The organism is Acinetobacter sp. TUM15064, from assembly GCF_008980265.1.
Lineage (GTDB): Bacteria > Pseudomonadota > Gammaproteobacteria > Pseudomonadales > Moraxellaceae > Acinetobacter.
The window spans coordinates 1-16,694 of record NZ_BKFU01000039.1 but is presented as its reverse complement, the minus strand read 5'-3'; the positions used below and the strand labels follow the sequence as shown (position 1 = coordinate 16,694).

At 42.6% G+C, this 16,694-nt stretch carries 15 protein-coding genes and 1 pseudogene; 6 read left to right on the top strand and 10 right to left on the bottom strand.

The features are described from left to right. The first annotated feature begins 106 nt into the window (after nucleotides 1-106). The 4 genes from GBI16_RS11980 to GBI16_RS11965 all read left to right on the top strand — a co-directional run bounded on the left by GBI16_RS11980 (nucleotide 107) and on the right by GBI16_RS11965 (nucleotide 2,397). Nucleotides 107-472: a DUF423 domain-containing protein gene (locus GBI16_RS11980; protein WP_004982244.1), complete on the top strand. Its 366-nt coding sequence runs from the start codon at nucleotides 107-109 to the stop codon at nucleotides 470-472. A 19-nt stretch (nucleotides 473-491) separates the two neighbouring features. Then, nucleotides 492-689: a sulfur carrier protein ThiS gene (thiS, locus tag GBI16_RS11975; protein WP_078388931.1), complete on the top strand. Its 198-nt coding sequence runs from the start codon at nucleotides 492-494 to the stop codon at nucleotides 687-689. A gap of 12 nt (nucleotides 690-701) precedes the next feature. Beyond that, a complete protein-coding gene (locus tag GBI16_RS11970) occupies nucleotides 702-1,487 on the top strand; it encodes a thiazole synthase (protein WP_005400610.1) in 786 nt (261 codons plus the stop codon). A gap of 178 nt (nucleotides 1,488-1,665) precedes the next feature. Further along, the gene (locus tag GBI16_RS11965) at nucleotides 1,666-2,397 is read left to right on the top strand and encodes a hypothetical protein (protein ID WP_151707148.1); all 732 of its coding nucleotides are present in this window, start codon (nucleotides 1,666-1,668) and stop codon (nucleotides 2,395-2,397) included. Nucleotides 2,398-2,437: 40 nt separating this feature from the next. Here the strand turns inward: GBI16_RS11965 and GBI16_RS11960 are convergent, their stop codons facing one another. The 3 genes from GBI16_RS11960 to GBI16_RS11950 form a co-directional block, all read right to left on the bottom strand. Beyond that, entirely contained in the window at nucleotides 2,438-2,749 is a 312-nt protein-coding gene (locus GBI16_RS11960) for a putative quinol monooxygenase (RefSeq protein WP_151707147.1), read from the bottom strand. A 15-nt stretch (nucleotides 2,750-2,764) separates the two neighbouring features. Next, the gene (locus GBI16_RS11955) at nucleotides 2,765-3,346 is read right to left on the bottom strand and encodes an NAD(P)H-dependent oxidoreductase (protein ID WP_086208403.1); all 582 of its coding nucleotides are present in this window, start codon (nucleotides 3,344-3,346) and stop codon (nucleotides 2,765-2,767) included. A 156-nt stretch (nucleotides 3,347-3,502) separates the two neighbouring features. Further along, nucleotides 3,503-4,114, bottom strand: a complete 612-nt coding sequence (locus GBI16_RS11950) for a glutathione binding-like protein (protein ID WP_078388936.1) — start codon at nucleotides 4,112-4,114, stop codon at nucleotides 3,503-3,505. Between the two features lie 219 nt (nucleotides 4,115-4,333). On the opposite strand from GBI16_RS11950, the gene GBI16_RS11945 reads away from it, so the two are divergent. Continuing rightward, nucleotides 4,334-5,776, top strand: a complete 1,443-nt coding sequence (locus tag GBI16_RS11945; RefSeq protein WP_151707146.1) for a SulP family inorganic anion transporter — start codon at nucleotides 4,334-4,336, stop codon at nucleotides 5,774-5,776. A gap of 61 nt (nucleotides 5,777-5,837) precedes the next feature. Here the strand turns inward: GBI16_RS11945 and GBI16_RS11940 are convergent, their stop codons facing one another. Next, nucleotides 5,838-8,294: an ExeM/NucH family extracellular endonuclease gene (locus GBI16_RS11940; RefSeq protein WP_171494563.1), complete on the bottom strand. Its 2,457-nt coding sequence runs from the start codon at nucleotides 8,292-8,294 to the stop codon at nucleotides 5,838-5,840. 192 nt (nucleotides 8,295-8,486) lie between these two features. Between GBI16_RS11940 and trmB the strand changes: the two genes are divergently transcribed. After that, entirely contained in the window at nucleotides 8,487-9,203 is a 717-nt protein-coding gene (trmB, locus tag GBI16_RS11935; RefSeq protein WP_086208879.1) for a tRNA (guanosine(46)-N7)-methyltransferase TrmB, read from the top strand. 304 nt (nucleotides 9,204-9,507) lie between these two features. Here trmB and GBI16_RS11930 read toward each other — a convergent pair. The 6 genes and pseudogenes from GBI16_RS11930 to GBI16_RS11905 all read right to left on the bottom strand — a co-directional run. Beyond that, a pseudogene (locus tag GBI16_RS11930) lies at nucleotides 9,508-10,401 on the bottom strand (IS5 family transposase). A gap of 139 nt (nucleotides 10,402-10,540) precedes the next feature. Continuing rightward, nucleotides 10,541-12,262, bottom strand: a complete 1,722-nt coding sequence (locus tag GBI16_RS11925; RefSeq protein ID WP_151707156.1) for a biotin carboxylase N-terminal domain-containing protein — start codon at nucleotides 12,260-12,262, stop codon at nucleotides 10,541-10,543. Beyond that, on the bottom strand, nucleotides 12,262-13,845 hold the full coding sequence (locus tag GBI16_RS11920; protein ID WP_151707144.1) for an urea amidolyase family protein: 1,584 nt from the start codon (nucleotides 13,843-13,845) through the stop codon (nucleotides 12,262-12,264). Before GBI16_RS11920 ends, GBI16_RS11925 begins: the two co-directional genes overlap by 1 nt. 33 nt (nucleotides 13,846-13,878) lie before the next feature. Next, nucleotides 13,879-14,685 carry a putative hydro-lyase gene (locus GBI16_RS11915; protein WP_151707143.1) on the bottom strand — a complete coding sequence of 269 codons (807 nt, stop codon included), beginning with the start codon at nucleotides 14,683-14,685 and terminating at the stop codon, nucleotides 13,879-13,881. After that, nucleotides 14,678-15,460, bottom strand: a complete 783-nt coding sequence (locus GBI16_RS11910; RefSeq protein ID WP_151707142.1) for a LamB/YcsF family protein — start codon at nucleotides 15,458-15,460, stop codon at nucleotides 14,678-14,680. Before GBI16_RS11910 ends, GBI16_RS11915 begins: the two co-directional genes overlap by 8 nt. Nucleotides 15,461-15,495: 35 nt before the next feature. Beyond that, nucleotides 15,496-16,694, bottom strand: a 1,199-nt coding sequence (locus GBI16_RS11905; protein WP_215900684.1) for an NRAMP family divalent metal transporter, incomplete at its 5' end; no start/stop codon positions are given.

Here is a 16,694-nt window from a genome sequence, read left to right as displayed (position 1 = left end):
GAAATGCCCTTTTCTTTTTTGTAAATAAATGAGGCTTTTTGTCTTTTAACCTGTCTTCAAAATATGCTACTTTGTTGCGCACAGTGATATAAGTAAAGCATTGCCTATGTGGATTGCGATTTCAGCGCTAAATTTAGCGTTTGCCGTTATATTAGGTGCCTTTGGCGCACATGGTCTCAAAGCACGTGCTACTGAAGCTCAATTGGCTTGGTGGCAAACGGCAACTGATTATTTTTTTTATCATGCGCTTGGTTTACTGGCGCTTGGCATTTTGGCCAAAGTCATCCCGCAACTTCCCATCAAAACCAGCTTTTTACTGATCCAAGTCGGCATCTTCTTTTTCTGTGGTTCCCTGTATGTCATGGCATTGGGCTTACCGCGTGGCCTAGGTGCAATTACCCCGATTGGTGGCGCATTGATGATTGCAGGTTGGTTGGTTCTGGCATGGAATGCCATGAAATATGCCAAGTAAACAACTAGAGATGAGCACAATGCAGATTTATTTAAACGGCGAACTACAGCATACCGAATGTAAAACCTTGCTTGAGCTGGTGCAAACCTTTGCACTTGAAGGCAAACGTTTTGCTGTTGAGCAAAATGAAAACATTATTAGTAAAAGTAAATTGGAACACACCCCAATTTGTGCAATGGATCGAATTGAAATTATTCATGCCGTCGGTGGCGGTTAATACGGAGTTCACATGCAAGACAGCCCTCTCATCATTGGTTCTAGATCATTTCAATCTCGTCTACTGGTGGGCACAGGTAAATATAAGGACCTGCAAGAAACCGATTTGGCCATTCAAGCCAGTGGCGCAGAAATCGTGACTGTTGCAATTCGTCGCGTCAATATTGGTCAGCATCCCGATCAACCAAACCTATTGTCCGTGGTCCCACCTGAAAAATACACGATTCTCCCGAATACAGCAGGCTGTTTTGATGCCAATAGTGCCGTGCGTACCTGTATGTTAGCGCGTGAGTTATTAGACGGTCATAACTTGGTCAAGCTTGAAGTATTGGGCGATGAAAAAACGCTGTATCCAAACATTACCGAAACATTGAAAGCGGCACGTACCTTGATTGACGATGGTTTTGAAATCATGGTCTATACATCGGATGACCCTATTGTGGCGCAAGAGCTTGAAAGCATGGGCTGTGTTGCCATCATGCCTTTAGGCAGTTTGATTGGTTCGGGTCTAGGGATTTTAAATCCACACACGATTTCTATCATTAAAGAAAATGCCAAAGTGCCTGTGTTGGTGGATGCAGGTGTGGGAACTGCAAGCGATGCAGCCATTGCCATGGAACTTGGCTGTGATGGCGTATTGATGAATACCGCGATTGCTGCCGCTCAACATCCAATTTTAATGGCTTCTGCAATGAAAAAAGCTGTTGAAGCGGGTCGAGAAGCGTTCCTCGCAGGTCGTATGCCTCGCAAACGTATGGCGAATGCAAGCTCACCAGAAACAGGTTATTTCTTTAAATAATCTCTTGATCCGTGTTAAGCAATCAAAAAGGATTCTTCGGAGTCCTTTTTTATTTATTTCAACATAAGTCAGTATTTTATGCTGACTTAGCTTGTAGGGACATTCCGCCCTACTCTTTGATACACTCAACAATATCCATCTTCAAACATCTATAACCATATAAAAATGAGAGGAAACGATGTCCACACAAAAATGGATCAGACCAACACTCATAGTCAATGCCCTATTTTTCATAACACTCGCAAGCAATGCTTGGGCCAAAGCAGAGGCAAAACCGACTCTCAAAACGAGCTACCAAGCTTTTGTGCCAAAAAACTGGAAGGTTCTAGAAAAAGTCCAAGGCGATTTAAACCAAGATGGTCAAGCGGACATTGCCCTGATTATTGAAGATACTAATCCTGAACATATCGTTAAAAATGATCGCTTAGGCAGTGATCTCCTCAATATCAATGAACGAAAGCTTTTGGTTTTATTGAAGCAGACTCAGGGTTATCAACTTGCAGCGACTAATACTACTTTGCCGACGGAAGGCGACCTAGAGTCCCCTTGCCTCGCAGATCCACTCGGTGAGACTGAAGCGTTAAGCATTCAAAAAGGCGTGCTCAAAGTTCATCTGCACTACTGGTTAAGCTGTGGTTCATGGTATGTGACCAATCACACGTATACCTTTCGATACCAAGACCGTGCATTTAAACTGATTGGTTATGATGTCGATGATTTCCACCGTGCATCGGGCGACATCACGGCACAAAGTATTAACTTTATGACAAGCAAAGTAAAAAATACGACAGGTGAAAATGAATTTGCTGAAACTACACAACCTGTCAAAGTTCAATGGTCAACACTCAAACAGCGCTACGCATTGAAACTCGAACAGGTTCAGTTCAATGAACCACTTGAGTTTAAATAGATAGAGCGAAGAAAAGCTTTATCAAACTCATATGCATCGCTTATTGCGCTTCTGAAATACGGATTTGCACCTGAGCAACTGCACCTTCCGTTGCTTGAGCATGTTGCTGCATATTAACACTGTGCATATGTGTTTCTAAATGCTGCATGCTTTCCCATTTTTCATACATCATGATTGAAAACGGTACTTTGGTCTGTAATGCACTCTCAACTGAAGGATGATCAATATGCACGTCATAGAGATGGCAACCAGGCTCTTGTAAGACCTGCTCACGAATGTTGTTGAATGAATCAAGAACCGTTTTAAAATCTTGCTCTGAATGACAAATAATTTCAGCTATTACAGTTAACATCGTTGCCTCTCCGAATTAAGCAAAAACTTGCGTCAAATGGTTACGGTACTGCGCCATATAGGCTTCAACTTCAGGTGCTTTAATCACATCATTCACAATAAATGTCGGTAAGGTTTGCATTCCTAAGAACTGATTGGCTTTGTGAAAAGGTAAATAAACCCCGTCGACCCCAACCCCATGAAAAAATTGTTCAGTATCGTTAAATGCATCCATCGGTGCATTCCATGTCAACGACAGCATATAGTTTTTATCGTGAATCAGACCGCCTGAACCATATTTTTTTGAAGCATCTGCACGTGAGCGACCATCATTGGCATACAGACTACCGTGCCCTTCGGTAAAGACATCATCAATATACTTTTTCACAGTCCACGGTGCACCCATCCACCAACCCGGCATTTGGTAAATCACGGTGTCTGCCCACAGAAATTTTTCCACTTCAACTTTTGCATCATATTCGCTATCGGCACGGGTCACTTGAACCTGATGCCCTAAACCTGACAATACCTCTTGCGCAAGTTCAGTCAAGGTATCGTTTAACTGGCCATTCGAGTGTGCAAAGGTTTTTGCACCGTTAATTAATAAAATATTTTTCATTGGAAGAACCTAAAAGCCAAAATCTATATAGGCACTATAGAGACTCTGTTCAGCGCTAAAAAGTAGTGAATCTGCAAAATATTATTGACTAAATATCAACAATAAATTTTAAAGTACAAAAAAAGCGCCTTTCGGCGCTTCTTCAATGCATCAAAATTAAGGAATTAGACCTTCATCTCGCATTGCAATTTGTACTGACTGACGTTCAGCCACTTTATTACGGATAAAGATAATATTTTTATACGGTGATAAATCATGTTCGATGCCATTTGACCAATTGGTAAGGACAAATAAATATGCATCCGCAGGGCCAAAATTATCATCGACCAAATAGTCATGATCCGACTCACCAATTTGTTTGTCGATATAACTAAGTAAACGATCAATCTCTGCATAGGCTTTTTCTTTGGCAGCGGCATCTAATGGCGCACCGAAGAAAACGGCATAAGCATCGTGCAATTCAGAGTTTAAATAACCTAGCCATTCTAAAACTTTGGCACGCCCTAAGCCTGATGGCGGAATAAGATCTTGTTTTGGATCATGTTGTGCTAAAAATGGCAAAATGGCTACATTTTCAGTCAGAATCAAACCTGGATTAATTTCTAAAGCGGGTACATATCCTTTTGGATTAATTTCGTAATAATCAGCACCTTTTTCTGTTTTATGTGTTTTTAAATCTACTCGGACTAAATCAAAGTCAACATTAATTTCATTGAGGATAATGTGCGCCGCAAGCGAGCACGCACCCGGTGCATAATAAAGCTTCATATCTGATCCTTGTTATAACTCTATTCTCTGTTTTAAATGGCTTCTAACAAACTTTCAAGTGATCAAAACCTGTAAATTGCAAAAAAGCGTAAACGAAAAATCATTCGTTCGCCTATTGAATATTGTCTAATTCACATTTTTTTTCAAGTACAACAACACTGCAATTTGCAACAGAGTTGTTTTAACATAGCCCCCTTGACCCTAAAATGAATTTGATCTGTGATTAGCCTTAAAAAAGATGAATGGTTTTCTAACATTCGTACCGATGTTCTTGCTGGTTTAGTGGTAGGACTTGCTCTAATTCCTGAATCTATTGCTTTTTCAGCAATTGCAGGTGTAGACCCTCAAGTCGGACTGTATGCCTCCTTTTGTATCGCAGTGAGCATTGCTTTTTTTGGCGGTCGTCCAGCCATGATTTCAGCTGCTACAGGCGCGATGGCTCTACTCATGATCACGCTGGTCAAAGAGCATGGCCTACAGTATTTACTGGCGGCAACTATACTCACTGGTGTCATTCAGATCATTGCGGGTTATTTTAAAGTCGCCAAACTGATGCGTTTTGTGTCGCAGTCAGTGGTGTATGGTTTTTTAAATGCACTGGCAATTTTAATCTTCATGGCACAGCTTCCAGAACTCAGCCAAATGAATCACTGGGGCTATGCATTTGTTGCACTTGGCCTCGCTGTGATTTATCTGTTTCCCTATCTGCCTAAAGTGGGGAAAACCATTCCCTCACCGCTTATTTGTATTCTTGTCCTGACCGCTTTGGCGCTGTTTTTCGGCACGGATATGCGTATGGTCAGTGACTTAGGTCATTTCCCCGATACTTTACCTATTTTTTTACTGCCTGATATTCCACTGACCTTTGAAACGCTACAAATTGTCTTTCCTTACGCCATCACATTAGCGACCGTCGGTTTGCTTGAAAGCATGATGACCACCACAGTAGTGAATGAAGTCACAGGCACTGAAGGTGACCGTCATCAAGAATGTCGCGGACAAGGTATGGCAAATATTGTGAGCGGTTTTATGGGCGGTATGGCAGGTTGTGCCATGATTGGACAGTCTATGATTAATGTCAGCTCAGGTGCACGTACTCGACTTTCAACCTTAGTGGCTGGTGTGTTTTTACTGTGTTTGGTGGTGTTTTTTAAAGACTGGCTGTCTTATATTCCAATGGCGGCGTTGGTTGCCATTATGATCATGGTGGCATTTACAACCTTTCAATGGGACTCGGTTAAAAACATCGCTAAACACCCGTTACAAAGTAATATGGTGATGTTGAGTGTCGTGATCATTGTCTTAGCCACACACAATCTTGCCTTGGGTGTCTTTGTCGGAGTTTTACTGTCCGCATTATTTTTCATCAACAAACTGGAAAGTACAGTCCATGTTCAATCTGAACTGCATAACCATACCCGTCGCTATGTAGTGAGCGGTCAAATTTTCTTTAGCAGCTCAGAGAAATTCTTTCAGTTTTTTGACTTTAACGAACATATTCAGAAGGTTGAAATTGAACTCAGCCATGCACATATTTGGGATATGACTTCAGTCCAAATGTTAAATGCTGTGGTTGAAAAGTTTGCAGCCCGCAGTGTAGTGGTCGAGGTGTTAGGCTTAAATGAAGCCAGCAGCACCCTCATTGACCGCATCAGCTCATAAAACTGAAACCCTAGATAATAATAAAAGGGCGATAACGCCCTTTTATTATCCATAAAGAGAGTTAAGGCTGATTCTTACGACGTCTTAGACTGCCATATAAGGCCAAACCAATTAACCCTAATGCAGACCACAGCCCTGTACTTCCCGCACTGGTTTTATCATCCTCATTAGCCACTGCATCGTTTAAGTCTAAATCCACAATCACAGGATCATGGTCAGAAGAGCGGTAAGCATCGTCTGCATAGAATGCAGCAATTTGCTCCTCAGTTTTATATTCTTCGTTATAGTCCAGTGCCGTCGGTTCATCCGCATTGATATGCCATGCAAATGCTTTTTTCACCAAAGGATAAAGTGTTGAATCGGCAATCGCATGGTCTAAATTGCCTGCGCCACCATAACCTTGAGCATTACTGGCTACACCGAAGACATAGCTATAAGCTGCTTTCCCCTGACCAATTTTTTCATCATTCAACAAGACTTTATAGTTGGCTTGTTCAAGCGCCAAAATTGGGTCTTCTTTGGCATAACTATTCATATCCCCCAACAGTAAGACATTTGGTTTACTCACCTGCGTTGGATTTTTTGCGACCCATTGCATTAACGCTTGCACCGCTTTTACGCGGGTTGGATTCCAGCAGCCTTGACCATCGCCCTGATCTGCCTCTATCGAAGTTTTATCATCTGGACAGCTACCTTTAGACTTCAAATGGTTGGGAATAACTGTAAAAGTTTTCCCACCTGATAGGGCTTGAAAGGTTTGTGCCATCGTGACACGATTTTTCTGACTCTGATCATCAAAGACCGCTGCGACATTGATTGGTTTGACCCGCTTAGCATTATAAATAATAGCAACAGCAATCGCATCGGTTCCGAGTTTGTCAGCATTTGGAGGTGTTACATATTTCCAATCGCTCCCTAGCGCTTGGGCTAAATATGCAACTGCACTACGCTCGCCATAACCATTGTTGGCAATTTCCATCAGACCATAAACATCTGCATCAATCGCTTTTAATGCACTGACAATTTTCTGATGTTGCTTTTTAAACTCAGCCTCAGAACTTGCACCACGTTCCGTCGGAAAACCTTGCGCCAAACCATTGTCATAATTCAGTACATTAAATGCTGCAACACGAATTTGCTGTGTGACTTTCGCAGGAACGCTCGTACGTGGGTTTGGCGCGTCTAAGACTTGCGGTGTTGTTGCATTAAGCACAGGTTGAATTCGCCATTGGTTATAACGATATTCTAAAATGCCTTGTACATTTTGCAGTTGTGCACCTGTACGTAGGGTGTTTTTAGCACTAAAGGAAGTTGGCAACCACGGCGTTCTGTTCTGATTGTTGTAACCATCATCCAAAATCAGTTTAGAACGTAAATTTTGTTGTGCAAGCGCTTTGGCTTCCGTTGAGTTGGCAGGATATAAATTGGTTGGAATATATAAACGCGCAGGGCTTAAAGCCAACTGACCATAACGCCCATAGTCATAGTTTTCACTGACCGTTAGAGTTTGAGGAATATTGACCAACATACCCTGATAACGTTTTGGTGCGTGGCCTGACACTTCAGTCAAATTATCAAAGGGCAAATTGATCGCCATTGGCTTAACCAAGTCACTCGCCGAAGGATTACATACGTTAATATCGCTACTTAAATCTTGAAGCTGCAGTTGGTTTTGATAGGTTTTCAGTTTGCCTTTGAAAATGACTTCCTGCCCGACTTGCCCACCTGTCACGCTACTTGAAGAGGGAACATAGACAAACACCGCGTTGCTGGTATTGGCTTGGGCTTGAGCATCTGGGGTTTGGATAAAGAAACCTGAGAAACCATTGTTATAACGATAATCAGCCGTGATTACGCCTTTCACTACATATTCCACATCTTGCGCTGCACTTTGCAATGTCGCAATTGGGGTCGCTGTCGTACTACAGCTCAGGGTGTTCAATGGTGGTGCCACTGTATTTCCAGCAAGATAGCTGGAAAACGCATTTCGGTCTGACCATTTTTCCCATGCCGATGCCAAATCAAACGGTGCGGTAACGTCAATCCCTGCACTGGAAACATGATTACTTAATAGTGTGCGTTTAAAACTATTCGCTGTTGCAACACTACCCCATCCAGTACTTGGTCTTTCACCCACTGTGCCAAAGCGGTCAATCGCAATGCCATTATGATAAAGCACCAAAGCATCATCACCATTGAAAGCTAAGTTCGCCTGCTGTTGTACCGCATCGCCCAGCGCTTCTTTTAAAGCAGAATGCCCGACCAGATAATACCCCTTTGCTGCCAATTGCCCAGACAAACTCACTGTCAAATTTGCATTGGTACTGCCATTTGCGAACTGTTTAATCTGATATTCTGCCAAATTGACCATCGTCGGATCTGGATTATAAATTTCTAATCCTTTCTTATTTGAAGTGCCATCTACATACTGACTAAATAATAGTTGTGCATACGCGGGAAAAGAACAACCTGCCAAAATCAGGCTCATGCTTAATATCTGTGGCTTAAAATTTTTCATCATTTTTTATCAGTTGGTTAAATCGTATGGCAGGTTAATTTTTATTCGTTACATCATGATTAATAAATGATGACAGTTTTTAGGCTAATCAAAATAGAGCGTGCTGAATTTGATAAATTCTGAGTAAAAAATTTGACTTGTCCTGCTCAGGACTTACAATACCGCTTTCGAATTTCAACATCTGCCAAAATTATGACGAATGATCAATTAGACCAGCAAGTCGTCGAGTTAGACAACTTAAATGAACACCGCGAAATTGTGACATTTATGCGTCGTTCATCTCCGCTGAACACCTCGCAACGCACTGCGCTTGAACAATATGGTCACATGATTTTGGAATACCCTGTAGGTGACTTACGCCAACAGTTTGAACATCCAGAACGCCCGCTCACAGTTGAAATTGGCTTTGGTATGGGACGTTCATTGGTCTTGATGGCGCAAGCCAACCCTGAACGTAACTATGTCGGCATTGAAGTGCATGTTCCGGGGATCGCACAATGTGTGTATGAAGCTGGAATTGCAGGTTTAACCAATCTTCGTCTGTTAGATGCAGATGCCATTCAAGTCTTACGTGAAATGCCAGACAACAGCATCAACGCTGTGCAACTCTACTTCCCAGACCCATGGCAGAAAAAACGCCATTTTAAACGTCGTTTCGTTTCCCATGACCGTATGCCACTGGTTGAGCAAAAGTTGGAAATGGGTGGAACATTCCACGCAGCGACAGACTGGGAACCGTATGCAGAGTGGATGATTGATGTACTTGATAACCGTCCAAATCTTGAAAATATGGCTGGTAAAGGCAACAGCTACCCGCGTCCAGACTGGCGTCCACAAACTAAATTTGAACGTCGCGGACTCGAAGAAGGCCATAAGATCAACGACTTCTTATTTAAGAAAATAAATTAAATAAACCATATTATCCTAACTCGTCTTTAAAATAATTTTATAGCATTAAATACATGATATTTAATGCTATATTATTATCCAATGGTATCTAAACAATTCTGACCAGTGCTATATTTTTTAGTCTCAAAAAGTATCAAGAAAAAAAATTCTCGAATTAGTCTCTAGGAATATCAAAAGGCATATCCCCTAAAAAGAAGAAAATGCACTACAAACAGAATCAATTTTTTTCAAAGACTATGGCGAAAGATATGTCACTGATGTTGTAGCAAAAGATCATTAATCTACATCAACTTTAAGGTACAACTTAAGTGTGAGGTCGGCCTAATTCAGTAAATTTATTTAAGACTGCCACACGTGCACGAATCTCGTTGATTTGACTGTCACAATTCCTAGTACTTACTGAGTTTATCGCCTAATAACTTGATGCAATACATCTTAGTTTCACCCAACTTCGCCGATGATATCCAGACCACTTTTTCCAAAGGGCTCCCCTAGACGCTTAACTTTTTTAATAACTCATTCCCCTCTATGGATCCCACTTTCTTGATGGAATCACCGCATGCGTTTGTCGATCCACAATGACTTGACTGCATCTTTTTGTGTCATAAGCTCCATCGGTATAGACAGAGTCTATTCGTTCATCAAGTGGAATCTGACCAAGTAAATCATCGAGTACCTGTGAATCACTGACATTATTCGTTGTAAGCTGAACTGTCCGTATTTACAGTGTTTCAGCATCTATACCAATATAGAGTTTACGCCATTGTCGACGATATTCAGGCTGATGCTTCTTTCGTTTCCATTCACCTTCACCCAAAAACTTTAAACCAGTTAAATCTACGAGTAGATGTATCTCAATGCTACATTTTTGGTAGTTAATCGCAATATCAATATGTTTTCGCCTTATGCAAAGCTTCGTGTAGTCTGGCGCTGTCCAATCTAATCTGGCAAGTTTAATTAGGCTTTGAACAAAACCTGTAACCATGCGTAAAGAGAGTCGAAATAGGGATTTGATCATCAGATAACATTGAATCGCTGCATCAAAATAGGTTTGATTTCGTCCATGTTTAGGCTGTGGTTGAGCGTACCATTGAGTCGTAGGATCAAACCAAATAGAGATATTCCCTCTATTTATTAGTGCTTGGTTGTACGAGGGCCAATTAGTTGTGAGATAAATTTTAGGTGCTAGCTTTTTGATTCGGAAATTATATTGTTTAAATAAGCCTTCAAAAATAGTTTTGTGCAACAAAGCCACTTTCACTCATTTTTAAAAATGTCCAAACGAAAAACCTGACTTAGCCAGTTGCTGCATCAGGTTCATTCAGATGATTAAATTTTTAGCAAATTGAGCCAATGATCTGCTCTGCGTGACAAGTTGCTCCTTGCTGAACCGTCAATTGAATCACTCCGCTTTGATGCGCAAGTACCGGGACTTCCATTTTCATGGCTTCCATAATCGCAACCACTTGCCCCTCTGCGACCTGCTCCCCGTTTTCTATTTTCCAAGTGCTAATCACGCCATTGATCGGTGCAAGTAAATGTTCAGCACGCATGGCTGTTTCTGTAGCTGGTTGGTCTTGAGCAGTGATGGTAGAGTTTTGTGCAAACATGCCCGCTGGTAAGCCTACACGATGTAATTTTCCATCAATTTCAATATAGCTGAGTAACATCGGTTGTTGATGATTCGGAATACTGCGTTTCGTTGGTTTTAAGTCTTGCTTAAAATCATTTTCAATCCAACGAGTATGGACATTAAATGTGTCGGCAAAATCAGCTTCATTTAATACAGCACGGTGAAAGTCTAAAACCGACGCAACCCCTTCAATTTTAAATTGCTTAAGCGCACGTTTTGCACGAGCAATAGTAACCTCACGTGTTGGACCTGTGATAATCAGTTTTGCCATAAGCGAATCAAAATGACTCGATACCAAAGAGCCTGTACGAACACCTGTGTCTACGCGTACGCCCTGACCAAACGGTGCTTCAAATAAACTCAATACACCAAATGCAGGGATGAAGCCACGAGCAGGGTCTTCAGCATTGATACGAAACTCAATGGCATGCCCCTGCACTTTCGGGGTTTCTTTGATTGAAAGTTCATGACCTTGAGCCACGCGAATTTGCTCAACCACCAAATCGACTTTGGCCGTTTCTTCAGTAACAGGATGTTCCACCTGCAAGCGGGTATTCACCTCTAAAAATGAAAGCTTTCCATCACGGCTCAGCAAATATTCAACTGTACCCGCACCGACATAGTTGGCTGCCTGACAGATATTTTTAGCCGAAGTTAAAATTTCTTGATATATCGCATCGCTGATAAAAGGCGCTGGCGCTTCTTCAATCAGTTTTTGATTACGACGCTGTAGCGAACAATCACGTGTGCCTAAAACCACAACATTGCCATGTTGATCGGCAATCACTTGTGCTTCAACATGGCGTGGTTGATCCAAGTATTGCTCAACAAAACATTCACCACGCCCAAAAGCAGCTTGTGCTTCACGTACAGCCGAATCATACAGCTCTTTTACATCTTCCAGTTTCCAAACGACTTTTAAACCTCGACCACCACCGCCAAATGCGGCTTTAATCGCAATGGGTAAACCAAACTGCTTTGCAAACTCGAGGGCTTCATCAGCAGTATTTAAGGGGTCTTGTGTGCCTTGAACTAAAGGTGCGCCCACTGAAGCGGCGATTTTACGTGCTTCAATTTTATCACCCAACTTTTCAATGGCACTTGGCGATGGTCCGACCCACTTTAAGCCTGCATCAATCACTGCCTGTGCAAATTCAGCACGTTCAGATAAAAAACCATAACCCGGATGAACCATGGTTGCTTTGGATTTTTTAGCAACATCAATAATGGCTGGAATATTTAAATAGGTTTCACGTGCAGTTGCACCTGCCAAACCCCATGCTTCATCCGCCAGTTCGACATGCATACTATCTATATCGTCATCGGCATATAAAGCAACTGAGCTAATACCCATATCACGGCAAGCATGAATAATACGAACGGCAATTTCACCACGGTTTGCAATTAATAATTTTTCAGTCGTCATCATTTATTCTCAAAATCTGTAAATTCGGTCATTTTTTTAAATTTGATTTGGCAACCTGCTGGAATCTGCGCCACTAGGTCCCAATGGTGCTTCGCCACAGAAGCAATGACGGGGTAGCCACCAGTTAAAGGATGGTCATTCATAAACAGTACAGGTTGTCCACTAGGTGGAATCTGTAAAGCACCAATACAAGTTCCCTCACTTTCCAACTCATGGGTAATTTTGCGCTGCAACGGCTGCTCACCTGAAAGCCTCAGCCCAACCCTATTACTTTCATTGGTCACAAGCCAAGCTTGCTGACATAAGCGCTCAATGCTCTCTACTTCGAACCAATCCGTTCGCGGTCCCATCACAATGTCGAGCTCTACTACATCGCCAACTTTAGGCAAGTGCAACTTCGCAACTTCGGTGACACTAATATTTGAAACTTCAACCTGTCCGTGATAAACCGTATCCCCCATTTTTAGAGGTTCTGGCCCTAATACAGCCAAACTATCAAATGAGGTGCTATTCAGCACAGGCTGTACGTCGATACCACCACGAATCGCCAGATAATTTCTTAGCCCTGCCGTCGGTGCTTGAATCTGAAATTCATCACCTTCATCAAGGGCAATCGCTTGATAGCTGTCAAAGTCAGTCTTTTGGCCATCACTAAATTTCACGTGGATGTTTGAAATTGCTCCCGTAACCGCAATAACTGCAGACTGATGCATTTTGGCTTTCAAACCACCATTTAAAACTTCAATTACAGGCGTCGGAGTTGGGTTACCGACAATTCGATTTGCGCTGTGCATTGCCGATACATCCATCGCCCCTGCAACACCAACCCCAATATTGGTCTGATTAAAACGTCCTTCATCTTGAATCAACATCTGTAAACTTGGTGCAGTTACCGTAAACAAAGGCATGGATTGTTTCGGCTCAACTGTACGAGTGACTTGCTGTGCTACGCTAACCGTGGTCGGTTGATGTGTGACATCTTCAAAATGTACCGTCATCCCCGGTAACAGTAGCGCTGGATTTTTACGTTCCAAATCCCACATTTTTTCAGCAGTCGTACCGATCAGCTGCCAGCCTCCTGGACTATCTTTCGGGTAAATCCCTGAATATTGTCCTGCCAGTCCCAAAGAACCCGACGGTATTTTTTTACGTGGTACGGCTAAACGAGGAATATCTGTAAAAGGTCGATCGGAACTGCTCATATAAGCAAAGCCTGGCGCAAAGCCAATAAAAGCTACATTCCAAACACTTTGACGATGCTTCAAGATAACATCGACAATTGAAAGCCCTTGTAACTCTGCAACTTGAGCAAGATCTTCGCCCGCATAACGAATAGGAATAATCAGCTCTTGCACATCACGCTCAATGTCTGAACCAATTTTTACAGTCTGAATCGAAGCAACCAGTGTTTTAAAGTTGGTTTCGATTTCATTAAAAAACACTAAAATTGTTTTTGCAGCAGGGACTAAGTCTTTAATTCCATTCAATTGCATCGTGTGCAATTTATTGTACAACGCCAATGTTTCCTCTAGGCTGGCAAGCTCTATAAGAAAACAATCCGCGTTTACCGATAAAAAACGCATATGCCTATCCTTTTAATTGTTCTTTAGTACCGCTTAACCTATCCATGCACGATCAGGAATGTCGGTAATAAACATATGACCAGGTGCATGGCTAATGGCAAAAGGAATTTTCGAATTCATTACGGCTGCTTGTGGGGTGACACCACAAGCCCAAAACACAGGAATTTCCCCAGCCTCAATACGTGAAGCATCACCAAAGTCTGGCTGATTCACATTACGAATGCCTAAACCTTCAGGATGTCCAATATGTACAGGTGCGCCATGCACACTTGGCATCCGTGCTGTAATTTTGACGGCATCCGCGATTTGATGGGATGGAATTGGGCGCATAGAAACCACCATATTGCCCGAAATACGACCCGCAGGCTGACACTGAATATTACTCAAATACATCGGTACATTGGTCTGATCATGGATATGACGAACTTCAATGCCCGCCTCTTGCAGTGCTGTTTCAAAGGAAAAACTACAGCCAATTAGAAAGGTCACCAAGTCAGGATGCGCATGATAAATGTCACTCGCATCCGTGACTTCATCCACCATTTCACCCTCTTTCCAAATACGATAACGTGGAAAATCGGTGCGTATATCTGAGTTCTCCGCCAGTCTTGTGGCATAAACACCTTCCTCTAGCACGTCTAAAACAGGACAGCTTTGCGGATTGCGATGTGCATACAGTAGAAAATCATAAGCCCAATCTTTAGGCACCGAAATCATATTGACCTGCGTCATGCCCGCAGCCATACCCGCCGTTGGTTTGTCAAAGCCTGCACGAATTTTTAAACGCGCAGCTAAAGCGGCTTCAAGCTGCGTTGAATCAACTCGGATATCCTTATACATTGCTTACTTCCTCATGCTTTAAGACAAAGGGACGAATTTCAATATGATGATTTAACAGTTCAGCTTTAATCGCAGCCGACATCTCTAAAGCACCTGCGGTGTCACCATGTAAGCAAATCGTGTCCGCTTGAATAGGGGTAAATACACCATCAATCGACTCAACCCCGCCATTTTTCAACATAGACACCACACGGCGTGCCACAAAGGCCGAATCATGTAAAACAGCCCCATCCAAACGACGTGAAACCAATGAGCCATCGCTGTTATAAGCACGATCTGCGAATGCCTCAGAGACAACCTTTAAGCCTGCTGCACGTGCTTGCTCAACCAAGTGGGAACCTGCCAGTGCCACCAAAACCAGTTCTGGGTTATACATTTTGATGGCATCAATCACTGCAGCGGCCTGAACTTGATCGTGTGCAATGGTGTTATACAGGGCACCATGGGGTTTCACATATTGCACGTGAGAACCAGCCACTTTGGCTAAACCATCCAGTGCGGAAATTTGATACAACACATCGGCAATCAGCTCATCACGTGACACATCCATATTACGGCGACCAAAACCGACGAGGTCTGGATAAGATACATGCGCGCCAATCGTGACATTCAATTCAACCGCCTTACGCAGTGTTTTTAAAATCCCCAGCGGATCTCCTGCATGAAAGCCACATGCAATATTGGCACTTGTCACCACGGGTAGAATTTGGTCATCATTGCCCATTTTCCACGAACCAAAACTTTCACCTAAGTCACTATTTAAATCTACAAACATGGCTCAATTCCTTTATCACTTCACCGTCGTCTGGCTTAAAGTTTGGTTAAATAATTAAAGACTGTGGTAAAGGACATATAGCCCATCCACCATGTCAACATACATGTGAGTACACCCAAAATAAGTAACCATTTTGGATAGTTATAATTCCCCATCATATCTTTACGGCAAGCAGCTACATAAACAAAAATCGTTAAACCGATTGGCAATACCAAACCATTAAAGCCACCAACGAAGATCAATAATCCAGCAGGTGTCGCGCCCAGTACCACATACAACAATAACGCTAAAGCGATAAATGTAATGGTGGTGTAATTGGTTTGTTTTGGACTAAGATTTTTCTTAAATGCAGTAAAGAATGAAACCGAAGTATAAGCGGCGCCAATGGTACTACTGATCCCTGCTGCCCAGAAAATCAAACCAAATAGTTTATAACCAAAAGTTCCTGCGGCATATTGAAAAGCTTGTGCTGCTGGATTGGCATCATGGCTGGCTAAATCAATCGTTGCACCACTGACCACCACGCCCAAAAAAGCTAAAAACAGCACATAGCGCATGATGCCTACAACCACAATACCTTTGGTCGCAGCTCTTGCGACTTCATCAATATTTTCAGGGCCAACCGCGCCTTTATCCAGTAAACGATGGGCGCCTGCATAACAGATATAGCCGCCAACCGTTCCACCGACAATCGTGGTGATAATGGCAAAATCAATCTGGTCAGGTGCAAACGTTTGATGAACAGCTTGGCCCACAGGTGGCATCACAATGACAGCAACAATGATAATCAAGATGATTTTGAGCAACCCCAAAACGATCATGCTTTTATCCATGGCTAGCGTAGCTTTTCTTGAAGCAAAAATTAAAATGGCCAAAGCACCACTTAAAATGCCACCCCATTTGGTGTCTAATCCAAATAAGGCATTGAGACCTAAAGCCGCGCCTGCAATATTACCAATACTGAAGAAGAACCCACCCAAAATGACCAAAAAAGCAAGTAAGTAACCACTACCCGGCAAGGCTTTATTGGCAATATCCGAGGCACGCATTTGCGTCAGCGTGACGACACGCCAAATGTTTTGTTGAACCACATAATCAATCAAAATAGACACGAGAATGGCAAAGCCAAACGCCGCACCCAATTTCACAGTAAAGACCGCGGTTTGAGTGAGAAAACCGGGCCCCATTGCGGAGGTTGCCATCATGAAGATTGAAGCAACAATGGCCCATTGGC

What these genes read in the sequence shown, in the direction of transcription:
- GBI16_RS11980 (WP_004982244.1), top strand. Translation starts at nt 107, where the DNA reads ATGTGGATTGCGATTTCAGCGCTAAATTTAGCGTTTGCCGTTATATTA.
- thiS (WP_078388931.1), top strand. Translation starts at nt 492, where the DNA reads ATGCAGATTTATTTAAACGGCGAACTACAGCATACCGAATGTAAAACC.
- GBI16_RS11970 (WP_005400610.1), top strand. Translation starts at nt 702, where the DNA reads ATGCAAGACAGCCCTCTCATCATTGGTTCTAGATCATTTCAATCTCGT.
- GBI16_RS11965 (WP_151707148.1), top strand. Translation starts at nt 1,666, where the DNA reads ATGTCCACACAAAAATGGATCAGACCAACACTCATAGTCAATGCCCTA.
- GBI16_RS11960 (WP_151707147.1), bottom strand. Translation starts at nt 2,749, where the DNA reads ATGTTAACTGTAATAGCTGAAATTATTTGTCATTCAGAGCAAGATTTT.
- GBI16_RS11955 (WP_086208403.1), bottom strand. Translation starts at nt 3,346, where the DNA reads ATGAAAAATATTTTATTAATTAACGGTGCAAAAACCTTTGCACACTCG.
- GBI16_RS11950 (WP_078388936.1), bottom strand. Translation starts at nt 4,114, where the DNA reads ATGAAGCTTTATTATGCACCGGGTGCGTGCTCGCTTGCGGCGCACATT.
- GBI16_RS11940 (WP_171494563.1), bottom strand. Translation starts at nt 8,294, where the DNA reads ATGAAAAATTTTAAGCCACAGATATTAAGCATGAGCCTGATTTTGGCA.
- trmB (WP_086208879.1), top strand. Translation starts at nt 8,487, where the DNA reads ATGACGAATGATCAATTAGACCAGCAAGTCGTCGAGTTAGACAACTTA.
- GBI16_RS11925 (WP_151707156.1), bottom strand. Translation starts at nt 12,262, where the DNA reads ATGACGACTGAAAAATTATTAATTGCAAACCGTGGTGAAATTGCCGTT.
- GBI16_RS11920 (WP_151707144.1), bottom strand. Translation starts at nt 13,845, where the DNA reads ATGCGTTTTTTATCGGTAAACGCGGATTGTTTTCTTATAGAGCTTGCC.
- GBI16_RS11915 (WP_151707143.1), bottom strand. Translation starts at nt 14,685, where the DNA reads ATGTATAAGGATATCCGAGTTGATTCAACGCAGCTTGAAGCCGCTTTA.
- GBI16_RS11910 (WP_151707142.1), bottom strand. Translation starts at nt 15,460, where the DNA reads ATGTTTGTAGATTTAAATAGTGACTTAGGTGAAAGTTTTGGTTCGTGG.